Below are 17,902 nucleotides of genomic sequence, written 5' to 3' on the forward strand. Positions count from 1 at the left end.
GGTTGACGCGCTCTACAAGCGCTTGAACACCGTCGAGGTGAAGGAAGAAGTTGAGGAGATCGAAGGGACCTTGCTCGGGATATTACCGGAGGCTCACCAGTTCGAGTTGCGTATTCCTGGCGATGGGGGCGGGACATTGAAAGGCAGCGTGGCCGATGACCTCGCGCTGAAATACCTTGCTGACTTGAGGTTCAAAGAAACGTTGCTCCTCAAGCCCGTGAGAGCTTCCATCAATTACATTAGAACCTTGAGGAACGGAAAGCTGATTAAGGAGCTGAAGGTGCTGCAGAACCTTGTGCCCCCCTGGGGCTAGGCGCAACCAACACACCGCCCGTCCAGCTTATGTTGCATTCGCTCGACTGTGGCAACGATCGCGCGCGAGATCGCCTCCGCCTCACCGAACGGCCACAATCCGTTAGTGCGAAATTTCTGCAAGTCCCAAGCTGGAACATATGCCCCACACCAGGGTTCGGGAGCCGGCCGCACCACTCCCGCGGCCTTCCCATGTGACCCTTGCCCGCTGGCTCCGGCCAGCGGGCTTTTCGATGATTGACTCGGACATTTGCTTTTGCTTAAAAATCGCTGTCGTCAGCAAGCGAAATGCCGGAGGCGCTGAGGGCAATGTCAGAGATTTCGCCTGATAGGGTCAGGGCTGGTATGATCGCCCTCTTGCTGGAAGACGAAGCTCTTATCGCGTTGGATGTCGAGCAGCACTTGGCCGAGGCCGGTTTCCAAGTCGTGCACGTCACCTCGTGCGAAGACGCCGAACGCTACCTTGCCGATCAAAGTCCCGACCTAGCGGTGATCGACCTGACGCTTAGGGACGGCATTTGCCATGGGGTGGCGCGCATCCTCGTCGAGCGCTCGGTCCCTTTCATCGTTCATTCGGGCAGCAACGAGATCGATGACAATCCCGATCATCAAATTTTCCAAAGTGGAACTTGGATCTCAAAGCCGAGTTCGATGGCTGACCTAGTGGCCATGGCAATATCCCTCACGCAGCAGCGCTACCTGAAAGGCGCCGCCGGTTAGCGGAACATTCCGGACCAACAAATATTAGGCCCAGGCCGATCCGCCACAACCGATACCGGATAGCATCCTTGTCGCCGCATCAGAGGAGAGGCGGCCGAAGCAGGGCCTGAGAGTCCGCGCGCCGATAAGACAGAATGGCGTTGTTAACGACCATCGGTCCAGGAAGTTTATGCCGCGCGTACTCATTGCGACACAAAAGTCGCTTGGGGATATTAGGTTGCGCCCATGTTGACCGTGTAACCGTCCCTGATACCACCAATGCGGATGTGATCTTGATCGACGAGCTGACGCACAAGCTCATCGCCGATGCCAAGGCTGTCGGCATCCAGAGGGGGGAGATGGACGAAGAGGTCGACAACCTCTACCGAACCATCCTCGACGCCATCGTTCATTACGAACGGAGTAGGCAACATTTAGCCCCGCGCCTGGGGCCTGAGATAGACTGCCAGGCAAAAACTACAGACCGCCAGTCCGACGATTGGGTAATTCAATGCCAAGATCGCGGCGAGCCCAAAAAAACAGAGCGTAATCATGGCGTGCCGGTGCCTGATCGCAGTGACGCTGAACCTTGCCCACGAGCGTCGCACCTTCGGCACAGAACGCTCCACTTCCGGAAACAGTAGGGCAGCATTAGTGAATGCTAAAGCGACTAGAAGACGTGCCTCGACTGAATTATGGTTTGGTCATGAGAATACTTCGACCGAGAACCAAGCCGAAGAAGGCATTCCCAAACAGCGACCGTTTCGGGGAAGACGGCCGGCGTGACCACGGCGCTTATGCGGCGCCCTCTGCCAAGAAGCCAAACAGCAAACGTCGGCGTCGATCGCTTGCGATAGGCGGCAGCGCGGCGGTGGCGGCTGTTGTAAGCCTACTCATCTACCTACGTGGGCGGGCTAAGCCGCTATGGACCGGCTGTGGCATCGGATGGTCGTCTCACCTATGCGTCGTCGGCGGCAGACTTCACAACGGCGAGCTGCTTATGCGTCAGAGACTTGCCGTTGATCGTTTTAGTCAGGATGGCCGCCAGCCCTTCGGCGGTGAATGGCTTCTGCAGTGCCGGGGCATCCACGTGGCGACGCTCGATACCTTGGGCCGTATAGCCACTTGCAAAAAGGTAGGGCACGCCGCGCTCGGCCAGCAGGTCGGCGATGGGGAATGACATCGATCCGCGAAGGTTGATGTCCAACACCGCCACGTCGATTGCCGTTGCTGCCGCAGCCCGTAGGCCGGCTTCGAGCGTGGCAACATTCGCCACCACGTCGTAACCCAGGTCGACGAGCATCTCCTCGGTCAACATGGCGATCAGGGTTTCGTCTTCGACGAGCAGCACTCGCGGCTTGGTCACGCGAGCGGCGCCAAGATCTCGCACCGGACGCCCGTTGGGAAGAAGTCCAGCTTGACTTCCGCATCGTGCTCGCGGGTTAGCGTGCGCTCGATGACGCTCGTGCCGAAGCCGCGGTGGTCGGGGGCTCTGACCGCCGGGCCGTCCGCCTCCTGCCAGGCGAACTTCAACGTCCTGGTCGTGCTCTCGGCCAGCACCGACCAACTCACCTCGACCCTACCGGTAGTGTTCGACAGCGCGCCGTACTTGGCGGCGTTCGTGCAGAGTTCGTGAATGGCGATGGACATCGAGAGGGCGAACTTCGGCTCGAGGGTCACGTCGGGACCGCCGATCGTCAATCTGCCAGTTCCGGCGACAGGCGCCATGACTTCATCGACGACGTCCTTGAGGTTCGCGCCTTCCCAGCTTTCGCGCGTCAGCACGTCATGGGCACGCGACAGGGCCATGAGCCGGCCCTCGAACCCCTTGCTTGCCTCGGCGCTCACGCCGCCGCGGAACGTATGCGCAGCAATGGCCTGCACCGTGGCCAAGGTATTCTTCACCCGGTGGTTGAGCTCGTTGACCAGCAGCTTCTGCCGCACGTCGGCGAGCTTGCGATCGGTGATATCCTGGAAGCAGTTGATCACGCCGACGATCTCGCCGGTCTCGTTTCGCAGCGGATCGATGTTGACCAAAATCCAGATCTTATTGCCGTCCGGACGTTCGACTTGGACTTCGAGATTTCGATAGGAGTTCCCTTGGCGCAACGCATCGACCATGGGGGTCTCGTTGTGCGGCATCAGATCGCCGTTCGCCCGGTATAGCCGGTGAGAACCGCAGTACAACTCCTTCGGATCGCCAGGGGTCGGGTAGCGACCCCAGAGTTCGCCGGCCCGTTTGTTGTACCGGACCACGACGCCGTCCGTATCGCAGACGTAGACTGCGCCTGGGACAAACTCGAGCAACTGCTCGTCGTGCATCACAGGTGGATGCGACCCGTTGGCGGGCGCGATGTCGTAAGCGGTCTCTGACATGATCCATTCCTCTCGGCACAGGCCAATCTAGCAACGGGGCAGGCCTGTCATCCAGCCGACGCAGTCTCTTGGAGCCACCGTGCCGGCCATGAACGGGGCGGACGAGAAACAAAGTTGCGGCGATGCGGTTCCATTAGATTGGACCAGCATACCAAATAGGCTTGCGGCTGGTATGTGCAGATGCGAAATTTACGGACCCCCACGACAGAGCTTTAGGAAATCGAGGTCCCAGACAATGTCCAGAGCAGCCATGCACAATGTCCAGATATCAGGCGCGGGTCCTCAAACAATCGTTTTCGCGCATGGCTTCGGTTGCGATCAGAATATGTGGCGCTTTGTGGCGCCCGAATTTGAGGATCGGTTTCGCGTCATCACCTTTGATCATATCGGAGCAGGCGGTTCGGATCTCACTGCCTATGATCCGGTGCGATACTCGACCCTGGATGGCTATGCAGATGATGTCGTCGCGCTCTGCCGCGAGCTTGGCGTCGCAGAAGGCATTTTCGTCGGGCATTCGGTCAGCGCCATGATCGGCATCCTGGCCGCCACAAAGGCCCCGGCGCTTTTCGGCAAGCTTGTGCTTGTCGGGCCGTCGCCCTGCTACATCAACACGGACGACTACGTAGGCGGCTTTTCGGAAGCGCAAATCTCGGAACTGCTGGAATTCCTTGACAGCAATCATATGGGCTGGTCGACCGCCATGGCGCCGGTCATCATGGGTAATCCCGATCGGCCTGAGCTCGCCGAAGAGCTTACGAACAGCTTTTGCCGGACCGATCCCGACATTGCCAAGAGGTTTGCCCGGGCCACCTTTCTTTCCGACAATCGCGCTGACCTGGAAGGCTTCTTGGTCCCTTCATTAATCCTGCAGTGCTCGGAGGACGTGATAGCGCCGCAGGTGGTTGGCGAATACGTCCACCGTCGTTTGGAAAACAGCCGGCTCGTCAATCTCAGCGCAACTGGGCATTGTCCCAATCTCAGTGCGCCGGCCGAAACAATCGCTGCAATCAACACCTTTGTCTGAGCGGCATATGGTGGCCTCAGGTGAAGATGCACGGTCGGTGGAATGGGCGGAACTCAAAGACCTCTTTGAGACGGCTCCGTGCGGCTATATCTCGGCCACCCGCGACGGCGTGATCCAGCGCGTCAACCAGACCTTCTGTGAATGGCTTGGGATCAAGGAGCACCACCTTGTCGGCAAGCGTCTGCCCGATCTTTTGCCGATCGCAGGCAAGATCTACTACGAGACACATTTTGCTCCTTTGCTGCGCATGCAGGGCGAGTTCAGGGAAGTCGCGCTCGACTTCCTGAAAGCTGATGGCAGCCGGTTGCCGGCGCTCGTCAATGCCCGCGAGCGGCGAGACGCTGACGGTGTTCCGCAATTCGTCAGATTGACCATCTTCAATGCAACGGATCGCCGACGCTACGAGCAGGAGCTCTTGAGCGCCAGGGCGACAGCTGAGCGCGCGAGCGACGAACTGCAGCGCCTTAATGCCATCCAGGAGCAAAGGATAGCGGATGAAGTAGCTGATCGAGTGGCGGCCGAGGAGACCTTGCGTCAAGCCCAGAAGATGGAGGCCGTTGGGCAGCTGACGGGGGGGATCGCGCATGACTTCAACAACATGCTCGCCGTGATCATTGCAGGGCTCAATCTCATTCAGCGTCGAGTTTCCCAAGGCGATACTGATATTGGGAAGTTGATCGAAGCGTCCATGGACGGCGCCACCAAAGCAGCCGCTTTGACGCAACGGTTGCTCGCTTTTTCGCGGCAGCAGCCACTTGATCCAGAGCCGGTCAATGCGAACGGCATGGTGTCGGAGATGTCCGAGCTTTTGCGGCGCACTTTGGGAGAGACCGTCCACATGGAGACGGTGCTGGCGAGCGGGCTTTGGAAGACCGTTGCTGACCGCAATCAGCTGGAAAACGTTATTGTCAATCTGGCTGTGAACGCACGCGACGCAATGGCCGATGGCGGACGCCTGACCATTGAAACGGGAAATGCTGGGATCGACGACGCTTATGCGGGCGAGCACGCCATTACGCCCGGTCAATATGTAATGATCGCTGTAACCGACACCGGTACAGGCATGACCCCGGACGTAATTGCGAAGGCATTCGACCCCTTTTACACAACCAAGGGCGTCGGCAAGGGCACGGGCCTGGGGCTCAGTCAGGTGTTCGGCTTCGTGAAGCAGTCAAGTGGCCACGTGAAGATCTATTCAGAGATTGGCCATGGGACGACGGTGAAGATTTATTTGCCTCGCTATTACGGGACCGGAGTGGCGCCGGCTCGAAAGATGTCGGGTGACACTCCTGTGGGCATTGCCGAAGAAGTCATCCTCGTCGTGGAAGACGATTACAATGTGCGCGAACTCACGGGTCAGATGCTGCGCGATCTCGGCTATGGCGTCTTGTCGGCGGATGGCGGCCAATCGGGCCTGCGCATGCTCCATGAGCATCCCGAAGTGAAATTGCTTCTGACCGATGTCGTCATGCCCGATATGAATGGTCGACAGCTGGTCGAAGAAGCGCTTCAGCTGCGAACCGACCTCAAGGTGATCTACACCACAGGATACACTCGCAACGCCATCGTGCATAACGGTGTGCTGGACCCGGATGTCCAGCTCCTTCAAAAGCCCGCGACGTTGAAGGTGTTGGCTCAGAAGGTTCGCGCTGTGCTCGACAGTTAGCTGCCGTATCTCGTAGGGCCGGTGCATCGTTGAGCGGGGCGACCCTGTTCGAACATGATGGAACGAATTCTGCGGTAGGGCGTTAAAGCGGGTTGAGCTGAAAAAGGGGTGGGAATGAGCGAACTATCGCTGGGCAACGTTATCGCGTTCGATAACTTCGACAATTCCGGGACCGGGCAGGACTTTGACTATCGGGATTTCTTTGAGAACGGGGCTGTTGCGCTCCATCTCGTCAGCGCGGAGGGCGTCATTCTGCACGCCAACAAAGCTGAACTCGATTTGGTTGGCTATCCCGCAGAGGACTATGTGGGCCGCCACATCGCCGAATTCCATCCTGACCCGGATGTGATCGAGGATATCTTGGATCGCCTGACCCGTGGAGAAAAGATCGCGAGGTATCCGGCGCGATTAAGAGCCTTCGACGGATCGATCAAGCACGTCGAGATCACATCGAGCGGCCATTTCGTCGACGGCAAGCTGATCAACACAAGATGCTTCACCGTCGATGTAACCGACCTGGAGCGAACTCGCAGCGAGTTGCGGCGCAAGGACAGCACCTACCATCAGATTTTGGATGCGCTTCCCGTCGCCATTTACACCACTGACCCGCATGGGACGATCACCTATTACAACCGCGCCGCTGCGGCGCTCGCAGGCCGGGACCCTGAAGTCGGCAAGGACAAATGGTGTGTCACATTCAAGCTGTTCACGCCCGACGGCAAGGAACTGCCGCATGACGAATGCCCAATGGCGATTGCGCTCAAGGAGAACCGGCCCGTATACGACCAGCAGGCCATAGCTCAACGTCCGGACGGGTCCTTGTTCCCATTCCGGCCCTATCCAACTCCTATACGAGACGAGACGGGCGATCTGGTTGGTGCGGTCAATATGCTGCTGGACCTTACCGACAGCCAAAGGGCCGAGGAGGTCCGCCATCATTTGTCAGCCATTGTGGAATCCTCGTTCGATGCCATCGTCAGCAAGGATCTGAACACGAACATCACGAGTTGGAATCACGGCGCCGAACGTCTGTTCGGCTACACTGCCGAGGAGGCCATCGGGCGATCCGTCACGATGCTGATCCCCGATGACCATCAGGACGAGGAACCGCGCATCCTTGAACGCATCCGCCGCGGTGAACGGGTCGAGAGCTACGAGACAGTTCGGCAGCGGAAGGATGGTAGCCAGGTGCCGGTCTCGCTGACGATATCACCTGTGCGCAATGCCGTCGGCCAGATCATCGGCGCCTCCAAGATCGCCCGAGACATCTCGACGGCCAGGGAGAGCGAATATCGCATCCGCATGCTGATGCGCGAGGTCAATCATCGGGTGAAAAACCAGTACTCCGTTATTCTCTCCATGATCAGGGAAACCAACAAGCGCGCCGAAAACCCCGCAGCATTCGAGCGGCAGGTTCGTGAGCGGATCATGGCCCTTTCACGCTCGCACGATCTTCTCGTTATGGGCGACTGGAAGGGCGTCACCGTTTTCGAACTCCTGCTATCGCAGGTCAAACCTTTCGGCGACGAGGGCCGAATTTCCTTGTCTGGACCCGCCGTAATCCTCAGCCCCAATGCGGTCCAGTATCTCGGCATCGCCTTTCATGAACTGGCCACCAATTCGGCCAAATACGGCGTGCTTTCGGGAAATCAGGGGGCGATTTCGGTCAGATGGGACGTTTCGGGTTCTGGAACTCAGCGGGTCTTCCAGCTTACTTGGGCTGAAACCGATGGTCCAAAAGTTCAGACCATCGGACAGGGTGGTTTCGGAACGGTGGTGCTGAAGCGGGTTGCTCCCGAGGCGGTCGGAGGCAAAGGCAGCCTCGATTACGGGGACCATGGGATCGTTTGGACGCTGGAAGCGCCATTGATCTCCGTCGAGGCCTCGATCGCCGCTGAGACTTAGGGCACGGCGGCTCAGTAGCACGGGCTTCTGCGAACCACCAAACCAGCCGCGAAATATGGGACCAACGCCGAAGATCCTAGTTGGTCTATTCTCAGATCGTCCAGGGCCGCAAAGCCTTCCGCGGTGTTCGGCGATATATTAGCAAGCACAAACGTTTCAGAAGACAAAGCATTTCGATTGAAAAGGGCGGCCGCTCAGGCCGGGCCAGATCTGGCCGTTTCATCGGGCCAGAGTAGGCATTAGCTAAAAGAGGTACTGTGGCGTTATGGATACGGTTACTAAACACATCGCCTGCCGATATTTTTTCATTGATCTTTAGTCTCCTTAGGGTATCCCTAGGTTTAGCGTTGAATCGGGGAGGGCTCATTGCGACAAGAACAATCTGCCTTTCGATCAGGAAAAGTCTCCCGCAATTCTTCCTATTCAACCATAGCTGAACACTTGTCCCATCTGGACGGAGTGTCGTCCTGGTGATGGCCTGTCAACAAACATCATTCTCAAATGGAGCCCGTTCGGACCGTTAGGCCTTCGGGGCGATTGACCATGCAGCAGACGACCAGGCACCAGGCAAGCGGAACCCAGCGCCAGTCGAAAAAAACTAAACGAGAAAGCGAAACGCCGGCGGCGACCGCCTTTTCGCACATCCTGCGTGGCGGCCGCATGACTAAGTGGAAGGGCGAGGCGGCGAGCTTCGCGCCCAACGCGGCTCAAGTTGTTTCTGACATGCCGAAAACCTGGACTTCCCGGCTGCTGTCGGCTGCCTTGCTGCTGGGATTGGCCTCGGGGCCGGCGGCCGCCGCGGATTTCTATTGGGACGCCAATGGCACGACTCCCGGCAGCGGTGGGACCGGCACATGGACCACGGCCGGTCTGCTGTGGAGCCCGAATACCAACGGGGTCAGCGGTCCGTACACGGCCTGGAACAATGGCAATCAGGATAAGGCGATCTTCGCCACCACCGCCGGCACGGTAACCCTCGGCGCGCCTTTCACCGTGGGTGGTCTCGAATTTGATGTCAACAATTACACCGTCACGGGTAGTGCCGGCAACACCCTCACCATAAACGGCGCGACGCCGACGATTAACGTCGTAACCGGTGGCAGCACGATCAGCGCTGTGTTGGCGAACACCGCAGGATTCACCAAGACCGGCGGCGGCGCTTTGACGGTGTCATCGAGCAACAGCTTCACCGGTGGCATCTCTGTCAACGCCGGCACATTGACGCTCTCCGGATCGAACAACATTGCCGGTAACATTATCCTCAATGCCGGGGCGCTGAACCTTTCGGGTACCAACAGCCTCACAGGCACCCTCACCGTCGCAGCCGGGACGGCGAACATCACCGGTACCACCAACTTCACGGGCGCCATCAACCTCAGCGGCGGCCGGACGATCGTGAGCACCAGTGCAGCCCTGGGGGATCTGTCGAACGTCATAACGCTGGCCGATGGTGCCCGGCTGGATGCGCTCGCATCACTCGCAGGGCGAACGATCAATCTTACCGGCACCCAGGCCCAGATCGCCGAGGCGGGCACGGGGGATGCGCACTTCACCGGGATCGGTGGCCTACAGGTCGTCACCCGCGCGAATATGACGGATGATACGAACGACTATACCGGCGCGACCTCGTTCGTCTTCGCCGGCAACGCGTCTTTCACATCCGTCCGCAACGCGGGTCTGGCGAGCTCGCTGGGAGCGGGAAGTGGCGCGAACGCGACGATCCAGGCCACAGCGGTGGGCACGTCGACACTTTCCTACAAGGGCGACGGCGATACTTCGGATCGCTCCTGGGAATTTCTGGGCAGCAGTAACGTTATCTTTGCGAATCAGGGCACTGGCACGCTCGTCCTTACCGGCAATCTTACGGGCACGGACCCCAGCACCGGCTCGGTTCTGGTATTCGAGGCGAGCACCGCCGATATGGATCTGCTCGGCGTTATCGGCAGCGCCAGCAACCGGACCATTCGTTTCAGCGGCGGCGGCGCCGGCCGGAACATCACGTTAGGGGGACTCAACAACTATACTGGCCCGACGATCATCGGGCTCGGTTCCGGTGCCGCCAATGACGTGGTGACCGTGAACGCATCGGTGCTTGCTGACACCGGCTCGACCAGCTCATTCGGCACCGGCACGGCCGGAGGTATCACCATCCAGAACGGCTCCGTGCTGAGTTACACCGGGACAGGAAGCAGCAGCAACCGCTCATGGGCGATTGGTGGCACTGGTGCGGCCCGCTTTGGTCCGAGCGGAAGCATACTCAATAACGGCACCGGGGCGTTGGCGCTCGGCGGCGCCGTTGTTTTTGGGGGTGCCAGCAACAACAACCTGACGCTGGGCGGCAGCTATGGCGGCATCAATACGGCCTCGGGCGCGATCTCCGGCAACGGCAATCTCGTCAGTGCTGGATCGGGCACCTGGGTCCTAACGGGTGCAAATAGCCGCACGGGCGCGGTAACGGTCAACGGTGGCACCTTGCGTGCCGGCAGCGCCTCGGCATTCGGCACCACGACCGGTATTACGACGACCGCCGGTATGCTCGACCTTAACGGGTTCAACATGTCGGCCACGTCGCTGACCGGCACCGGAGGCACGCTCGCGACCGGAGGAGCGAACCTTTCCCTCAACATGGGCGCCGGTGTCAACAGCACCTATGGCGGCAGTATTGCCGGCAGCGGCGGCAGCCTGACCAAGCTTGGCGCTGGTGCACTGACGCTGACTGGCGCAAATACCTATACGGGCGCGACGACGATCGGCGGCGGCACGCTCACGCTCGACTTCTCCCCGGCCGGAGGACCCACCAGCAGCATCATCTCGGCCAGCTCGGCACTGAATATGGGCGGCGGCCGGCTTAATATCATCGGTGCGGCCGGCGAGGCCAATAGTCAGGCGTTCGGCGGTCTCAACATCACCGGCGGCAACAATACCATCGACGGCAGTTTGTCGGGCGCTAGCCTGGACGTGTCGTTTGGCACCATTAACCACGCGGCCGGACTGGTGAATTTCGTCTTGCCAAGCACGGGAAGCTTCGCGACCGCTAACGCAGATGGCGCACTCGGCGGCTGGGCAACGATCAACGGTTCCGATTACGCGAAAGTACTGGGCGGGCATATCGTCGCTTTTGCCGCAGCGGATTACGTCAACAAGGATAACGCAGCGGACTGGCTCGACAACGAGATCATCAGCGATGCCGGCGGTTTTCCCAACACGCCTTTCGGCGGAACGGTAAGCGGCACGGTCCAAATCGGCGGTCTGCAATATACTGCGGCGGCCACTTCGAACGTGACTATAGCAGCCGGCAGCACGCTTGGGGTGGAAGGTACAATCATCGTAGCCCCTTCGGTGGGGAGCTCTAACCAGACGATCACTGGCGGCTCGATCACCGGAGCGGCGGGCGGTGGCACGCTGGGCGTGCAGCAGAACGGCACGGGCACTTTCACGATCGCTTCTAAGATCGTCGACAGTACCGGCGTGGTCGGCTTTGCCAAGGCCGGAGCGGGCACGGTCGTGCTTTCCGGGGCGAACACCTATACCGGCGCGACGACTGTGACGCGGGGAACGCTCTCGATCAATTCAGTGGCCAACGCCGGCACGGCCAGCGCGATCGGTGCAGCATCCGTCGATCCGTCTAATCTCCAGCTCCAGGGCGCGACGCTGAATTATACCGGCGGGACGGCGAGCAGTGACCGCGGGTTCACGATCGGCACCAACGGCGCGATCACCTCGAACACGATCAATGTCAGCCAGAACGGCACCAACCTCACCTTCGGCGGGGTCGTCACCAGCTCAGACAACGCCAGTCTAACCAAGACCGGAGCCGGCACGCTGACACTGGCCAACGCGGGCAACAACTATATCGGTGTCACAACCATCAGCGGCGGTGCGCTGGCGGTCGGTACGCTGGCTAATGGCGGCCTCGCCAGCGGTATCGGCGCCTCGAGCAACGACTCGGCCAATCTCATCCTGAACGGCGGTGAACTATCTTACATCGGCGCCACGGCTTCGAGCGACAGGGGGTTCACGCTCCAAAGTGCCAGCACGATCAGCGTGACCAACGCTGCCTCCACCCTGACCCTTAGTGGAACTGCCACCGGTCCGGCAGGATTCTTCAAGAACGGAGCCGGCACGCTGGTCCTCGCCGGCACGAACAACTTCGCAGGCAATGTTGTCGTCAACGCCGGGGTCCTGCGGGCGGGGTCTACCCAGGCGTTCGGATCGGCTATCGCAACGGTGAATTTCGGCGCAACGCTCGCCCTGAACAATTTCAGCAACAGCGTGGCCGGGCTTGCCGGGACGGGTGCTGTGTCGGTCGGGTCTGGCACGTTGACGATCACGCACGGATTCAACTCAGCGTTCTCGGGCGCCATCAGTGGCACGGGCGGCCTGACCAAGTCGGGACCCGGCACCCAGACGATGTCCGGCTGCGGCAACAATTACAGTGGGGCGACCACCATTAACGGCGGCACCTTAAGCGTCGATTGCTTGGCCAATGGCGGGCTTGCGAGCGGCATTGGCGCTTCCGGCGCCGCCTCTGGAAACCTGGTGCTTGCCAGCGGGACGCTGCAGTACACCGGCTCGACCGTCAGCACAAACCGCGGCTTTACGCTGCAAAGCGGAACCAGCAGTCTCGACGTAAACAATGCCGGTGCCACACTGACGTTCAGCGGCGCGGTCGTCGGCGGGGGCGCCTTGTCGAAATCCGGCCCGGGCACACTCGTGCTCTCCGGTTCGAATACCTACACGGGCGGCACCAGCGTCGCGGCTGGCACTTTGCGAGCGGGGTCGATCAACGCTTTCGGCACCGGCGGCATGAGTTTGTCAGATTCCACGACCCTGGACTTGAACAGCTTCAACACGACCGTCTCGAGTCTGACCGGCGCCTTCACAACAAGCAATGTCGATCTCAAAAGCGCGACGCTGACCATCAGCAATGGATCGAATCAGACCTATGCCGGCGTGATCAGCGGCGCGGGCGGCTTGAGCAAGAGCGGAGCAGCAGGACTTCAGACTCTCAGTGGCTGCGCCAGCAGCTACACCGGATCGACCGTGATCAATAACGGGATCCTGGCGGTCTCCTGTTTGGGAAACGGCGGTGGCAATAGCTCGATCGGCGCCTCCAGTGCAGCCGCAAGCAATCTGGTGCTCAACGGCGGCACCTTGCGCTATATAGGCGCGGGCGGCAGCACCGATCGTTTGTTCACACTGGGCGCATCGGCGACCAGCAAGATCGAGGCTTCGGGCACTGGAGCGCTGATCTTCGCCAACTCCGGTGCTATTGCCTACTCGAGCCCCGGCACGGCTCAGACAATCAGGCTCGGAGGTACCAATACCGACAAGAACTCCTTCGCGCCGCAGATCACCGACAACGGCGCGGGGCTGACGTCCTTCACCAAGGAAGACACCGGTACCTGGATCCTGACCAACCCAAACAGCACTTATTCGGGCGTCACGACAGTCAACGGCGGCGTACTCGGCGTCGACAAGCTTGCGAATGGTGGTTCGGCCAGCAGCATCGGCGCTGCGACGTCCGCCGCGTCCAATCTCGTGATCGGCAACGGTTCGACGCTTCGCTATACTGGCACCGGCGATACGACCGATCGCTTGTTTACACTCTCCGCGGGCGTCACCTTCATAGAGTCCGCAGGTGCGGGGGCAATTGCCTTCACCAATACCGGTGTTGTGGGAGGGGGAGGCGCGCGCGTCGTGGCGCTCGGCGGCTCGAACTCCGGCGCCAATCTCATGGCCGCCAGTATCACGAACGGCACCATCGGTACGACGACGCTTGCCAAGAACGACACCGGCACCTGGTATCTCACCGGCACCAACACCTACACCGGCAACACCAACGTCAACGCCGGCATCCTCTACATCGGCAATGGAGGTACCACGGGTTCGATCGCTAGCGCGAGCAGCAACGTCAGCGCGGGCGCGGTGCTCGGCTTCAACCGATCCGATGCATTTACCTTCGCCGGCACGATCAGCGGTGCCGGCCAGTTGGCGCAGATCGGAACCGGCACAACGGTGCTGACTGCGGCCGGCAACGATACCGGCGGAACCAGCGTCAGCGCAGGCACGCTCCAGGTGAATGGCGGGCTGACAACGCCGACGGTGACGATGACCGGCACCTCGGCGCTTACTGTCAACGGGACGGTGGGTGCGACCGGGGGAGGCACGTCGGCCATCACCGGCGACGCCGGTGCAAGCGCGATCACCGTCGGCGCAGCCGGCACGCTGCGGGCCAGTGGCGACCTCGGCGGCGGCAGCGACATCGTCAATCTGACCGGGACGTTGAACACCGGCGCCGGTGCGCTCAACCTCGGCGCCGGCAACGACACGCTGACGCTCAATGACGGCGGAGTTCTCACCGGAACAGTCAACGGCGGCACCGGCGGCGAGACGGGCCCGGGCGACACGCTCCGGGTCATCAACACGGTAAATCGCACAGTGCAGGGCGCCGGCATCAGCGGGTTCGAGAGCCTGGACAAACAGGGCAGCGGAACGTTGACGCTTGTTGGTGACCACAGTTACAGCGGTGGGACGACCATCCAGGGCGGGACGCTCCAGGTGGGCAGCGGCGCGACAGCGGGCACCTTGACGACACCTACCGTGGCTAACAACGGCACGCTGGCCTTCAACCTGAACAATAACTACAGCTTCGACGGGCTGATCTCGGGCACGGGTTCGGTTAACAAGCTAGGCACCGGGATCACGACGCTAACCGGCGCCAACACCTATACCGGTGCGACCAACGTCAATGCGGGTACATTACTCGTCAACGGGAACCAGTCGGCCGCCAATGGCCAGACGACTGTTGCGACCGGCGCCACGCTTGGTGGTAGCGGCATCATCGGCGGCAGCGTCACCGTTGCCGATGGCGCTACGCTTGCCCCCGGCGGCGCAGGCAATGTCCCTGGGACTCTTACCATCAATGGCAGCCTTGCGCTGGGTGACTCAACCCTCAACGTTAATTTCGGCCAAGCCGGTATACCTGGCGGTCCGCTCAACGACCTCATCAATGTTGGCGGCAACCTGACGCTCGACGGCACGCTCAATGTCACCGAAAGCCCCGGCGGTGATCTGGGCCCCGGCGTCTATCGCATCATCAATTATACCGGCTCGCTGACCAACAACATTCTCGACGTCAGCGATCCCAACTATTTCGTGCAGACCGCGGTGGCCAAGCAGGTCAACCTGATCAATTCGGCGGGTCTGGCGCTCAGCTTCTGGGACGGCAACGTCGGCCCGCATTCGAATGGCACCGTCGACGGCGGCAGCGGCACCTGGCGCGCGGCCGGCGACCGGAACTGGACCGACAGCACCGGCCTTTTCGCCGCGCCCTTCGCCAATGCCAGTTTCGCAATTTTCCAGGGAGCCGCCGGCACTGTCACCGTAGACAGCATCTCAAACGGCCAAGTGCAGGCCGCCGGCATGCAGTTCACCACCGACGGCTATCGAGTCCAGGGGGGCGCCATCGCGCTCGTCGGCCCGCAGTCGATCATCCGCGTCGGCGACGGCACGCTGGCCGGTGCAACCTATGTCGCGACGATTGCGTCCAACCTGACGGGCAGCAGCCAGCTGGTGAAGACCGATGCCGGCACGCTGGTGCTGTCGGGGACCAACAGCTACAGCGGCGGCACGGCCATCAACGGCGGCACGGTCCAGATTTCCTCGGACACCAATCTCGGTGCTGGTGGCGGGGCGCTCAGCTTGGACGGCGGCACGCTGCACACGACGGCCATCATCAGTTCGGCGCGCGCCGTTGCGCTCAATGCGGGCGGCGGCACTTTCGATACGGACGCTGCGACCACCCTGGGGCTGAACGGCATCGTTGCAGGGGCAGGGGCGCTGACCAAGGAGGGCAGCGGCACGCTCATTCTTGCCGGTGCCAACACCTACCAGGGCGGCACCGTCATCAATGGCGGGACGATCGAGGTCAGTAGCGATGCCAATCTCGGCAATGGAGCCGGCAATGTCACGTTCGACGGCGGCACACTGCATGTCTCCGGGTTCGGCTTCAATTCTGCACGAGACGCAACGCTTAACGCCGGCGGCGGTGCCATCAACGTCGACAATTTTGTGGACCTAGCCGGCACGATCGAGGGGACCGGGGCACTAACAGCTGGTGGTCCTGGATTTCTCGCCCTCAGCGGCGACAATACCTATACCGGCGGCACCACCATTGCGAACGGGGTTCTGCAGCTTGGCTCTGGGGGCACCACAGGCTCGATCCTGGGCGATGTCGTGGATAACGGCAATCTCGGCTTCGATCGCTCCGACACCTATAGCTTTGATGGCCTGATCTCCGGCAGCGGCCAGATCACCCAGGTTGGCTCCGGCACCACCGTGCTTACCGCCGACAACAGCTATGCCGGCACGACGAGGGTCCTCGGCGGCTCCCTCTACATCAATGGCGACCAGAGCGCCGCAACCGGCCTGACCACCGTCAACGCCGGCACGTTGGGCGGCAATGGTATAATCGGCGGCGACGTAACCCTTGCGCCAGACTCTACCCTGGCCCCCGGTGGCCTCGGCACGACACCCGGGACACTGACCATCAATGGCAGTCTGCAACTGGCTGCTGGCTCCAACCTTGACTACTCCTTCGGGCAGGCTGGCGTAGTAGGTGGTGCCTATAACGACCTGACCGTCGTGCATGGCAATCTGGCGCTCAATGGCGCTATCAATGTCACCCAGTCCTCGGGCGGCAATTTTGGCCCCGGCATCTATCGCGTGATCAGCTATGACGGCAACCTGACTGACAACGGACTGGACAGCAACTCGCCGACGCACATCGTCCAGACCTCGATAGCCGGGCAGGTCAACCTGGTCGACATCAGCGCCATGACGCTCAATTTCTGGGACGGCGATGCCGGCCCGAAGAGCAACAACGCTGTCAATGGTGGCAACGGCACCTGGCGGGCGGCTGGCGACGACAACTGGACTGGGCCGGCCGGCGACCTCAACGCCGCGTTCACCAACGGCAGTTTCGCAATCTTCGCCGGCTCGGCCGGTACGGTCAGCGTCGACAACACCAATGGCCAGGTCCAGGCCGCCGGCATGCAGTTCGCTACCGACGGCTATCTGATCCAGGGCCAGAACATCGAACTGCTCGGGCCGCAGTCGACGATCCGGGTCGGCGACGGAACGTTGCCGGGTGCGGGCTACACGGCAACTATCGCCTCCGTGCTTCGGGGCAGCTCGCAACTCGTCAAGACCGATCTAGGAACGCTCGTGCTTGCCGGCACCAACACCTACACCGGCGGCACGGCAATCGAGGGCGGCACGCTGCAGGTCTCGGCCGACGCCAACCTTGGCGATTCGGCGGGCGCGTTGTCTTTCGACAATGGCGCCACGCTGCAAAACACCGCGGCCTTCGGCTCGGCACGCGACGTCACGCTCAATGCGGGCAACGAGACGTTCCAGACCGATGCCGACCTGACGCTTTCCGGCCTGGTCAGTGGCGCGGGCGGCTTGACCAAGACGGGCAGTTCGGCGCTGACGCTGACCGGCACCAATACCTATGCCGGTACAACCACGGTCGCGGCAGGTGGCCTCTATGTCGATGGTGACCAGAGTGCTGCAACCGGGCTGACCTCGGTGCAGATCGGCGCCACGCTCGGCGGCAAGGGCAAGATCGGCGGCAACGTCACGATCGCCGACGGCGCGACGCTGTCGCCGGGACCCGTTGACGGCACGCCGGGTACGCTGGCAATCGCCGGCAACCTGTCGCTTTCGGGCGGCTCGATCCTGAACTATTCCTTCGGCGAGGCCGATGTCGTGGGTGGCGCGCTCAACGACCTCACCACGGTCGGTGGCAATCTTGTCCTCGACGGCACGCTCAATGTGTCCGCGTCGGCCGGCGGCAGCTTCGGTCCTGGCGTCTACCGGGTCTTCGATTACAGCGGCACTTTGACGAACAACGG

8 protein-coding genes and 1 pseudogene are annotated in these 17,902 nt (G+C 61.2%); 7 read left to right on the forward strand and 2 right to left on the reverse strand.

Features of this window, described 5'->3' with window-relative positions:
- The first annotated feature begins 22 nt into the window (after nt 1-22).
- The 3 genes and pseudogenes from LB558_RS20970 to LB558_RS20980 all read left to right on the forward strand — a co-directional run.
- Nucleotides 23-313: a hypothetical protein gene (locus tag LB558_RS20970; RefSeq protein WP_224699272.1), complete on the forward strand. Its 291-nt coding sequence runs from the start codon at nt 23-25 to the stop codon at nt 311-313.
- A 308-nt stretch (nt 314-621) separates the two neighbouring features.
- The gene (locus LB558_RS20975; protein ID WP_224699273.1) at nt 622-1,032 is read left to right on the forward strand and encodes a response regulator; all 411 of its coding nucleotides are present in this window, start codon (nt 622-624) and stop codon (nt 1,030-1,032) included.
- A gap of 203 nt (nt 1,033-1,235) precedes the next feature.
- Nucleotides 1,236-1,430, forward strand: a pseudogene (locus tag LB558_RS20980) (hypothetical protein); the annotation flags it as partial.
- Between the two features lie 539 nt (nt 1,431-1,969).
- Here LB558_RS20980 and LB558_RS20985 read toward each other — a convergent pair.
- Nucleotides 1,970-2,377 (reverse strand): response regulator, encoded by a 408-nt coding sequence (locus tag LB558_RS20985; protein ID WP_224699274.1) that lies wholly within the window; start codon nt 2,375-2,377, stop codon nt 1,970-1,972.
- Nucleotides 2,374-3,387, reverse strand: a complete 1,014-nt coding sequence (locus tag LB558_RS20990) for a sensor histidine kinase (protein ID WP_224699275.1) — start codon at nt 3,385-3,387, stop codon at nt 2,374-2,376. Before LB558_RS20990 ends, LB558_RS20985 begins: the two co-directional genes overlap by 4 nt.
- Before the next feature lie 235 nt (nt 3,388-3,622).
- Here LB558_RS20990 and LB558_RS20995 point away from each other — a divergent pair, with 235 nt between their 5' ends.
- The 4 genes from LB558_RS20995 to LB558_RS21010 all read left to right on the forward strand — a co-directional run.
- Nucleotides 3,623-4,411 carry an alpha/beta fold hydrolase gene (locus LB558_RS20995; RefSeq protein ID WP_224699287.1) on the forward strand — a complete coding sequence of 263 codons (789 nt, stop codon included), beginning with the start codon at nt 3,623-3,625 and terminating at the stop codon, nt 4,409-4,411.
- A gap of 7 nt (nt 4,412-4,418) precedes the next feature.
- Nucleotides 4,419-6,077, forward strand: coding sequence for a PAS domain-containing hybrid sensor histidine kinase/response regulator (locus tag LB558_RS21000; RefSeq protein WP_224699276.1), 1,659 nt, complete (start codon nt 4,419-4,421; stop codon nt 6,075-6,077).
- A 114-nt stretch (nt 6,078-6,191) separates the two neighbouring features.
- A complete protein-coding gene (locus LB558_RS21005) occupies nt 6,192-7,982 on the forward strand; it encodes a PAS domain S-box protein (RefSeq protein ID WP_224699277.1) in 1,791 nt (596 codons plus the stop codon).
- 543 nt (nt 7,983-8,525) lie between these two features.
- Nucleotides 8,526-17,902: autotransporter-associated beta strand repeat-containing protein (locus LB558_RS21010; protein ID WP_224699278.1), on the forward strand; the 9,377-nt coding region annotated here is incomplete at its 3' end.

It is taken from the genome of Mesorhizobium sp. CO1-1-8 (assembly GCF_020164875.1).
Classification (GTDB): Bacteria; Pseudomonadota; Alphaproteobacteria; order Rhizobiales; family Rhizobiaceae; genus Mesorhizobium.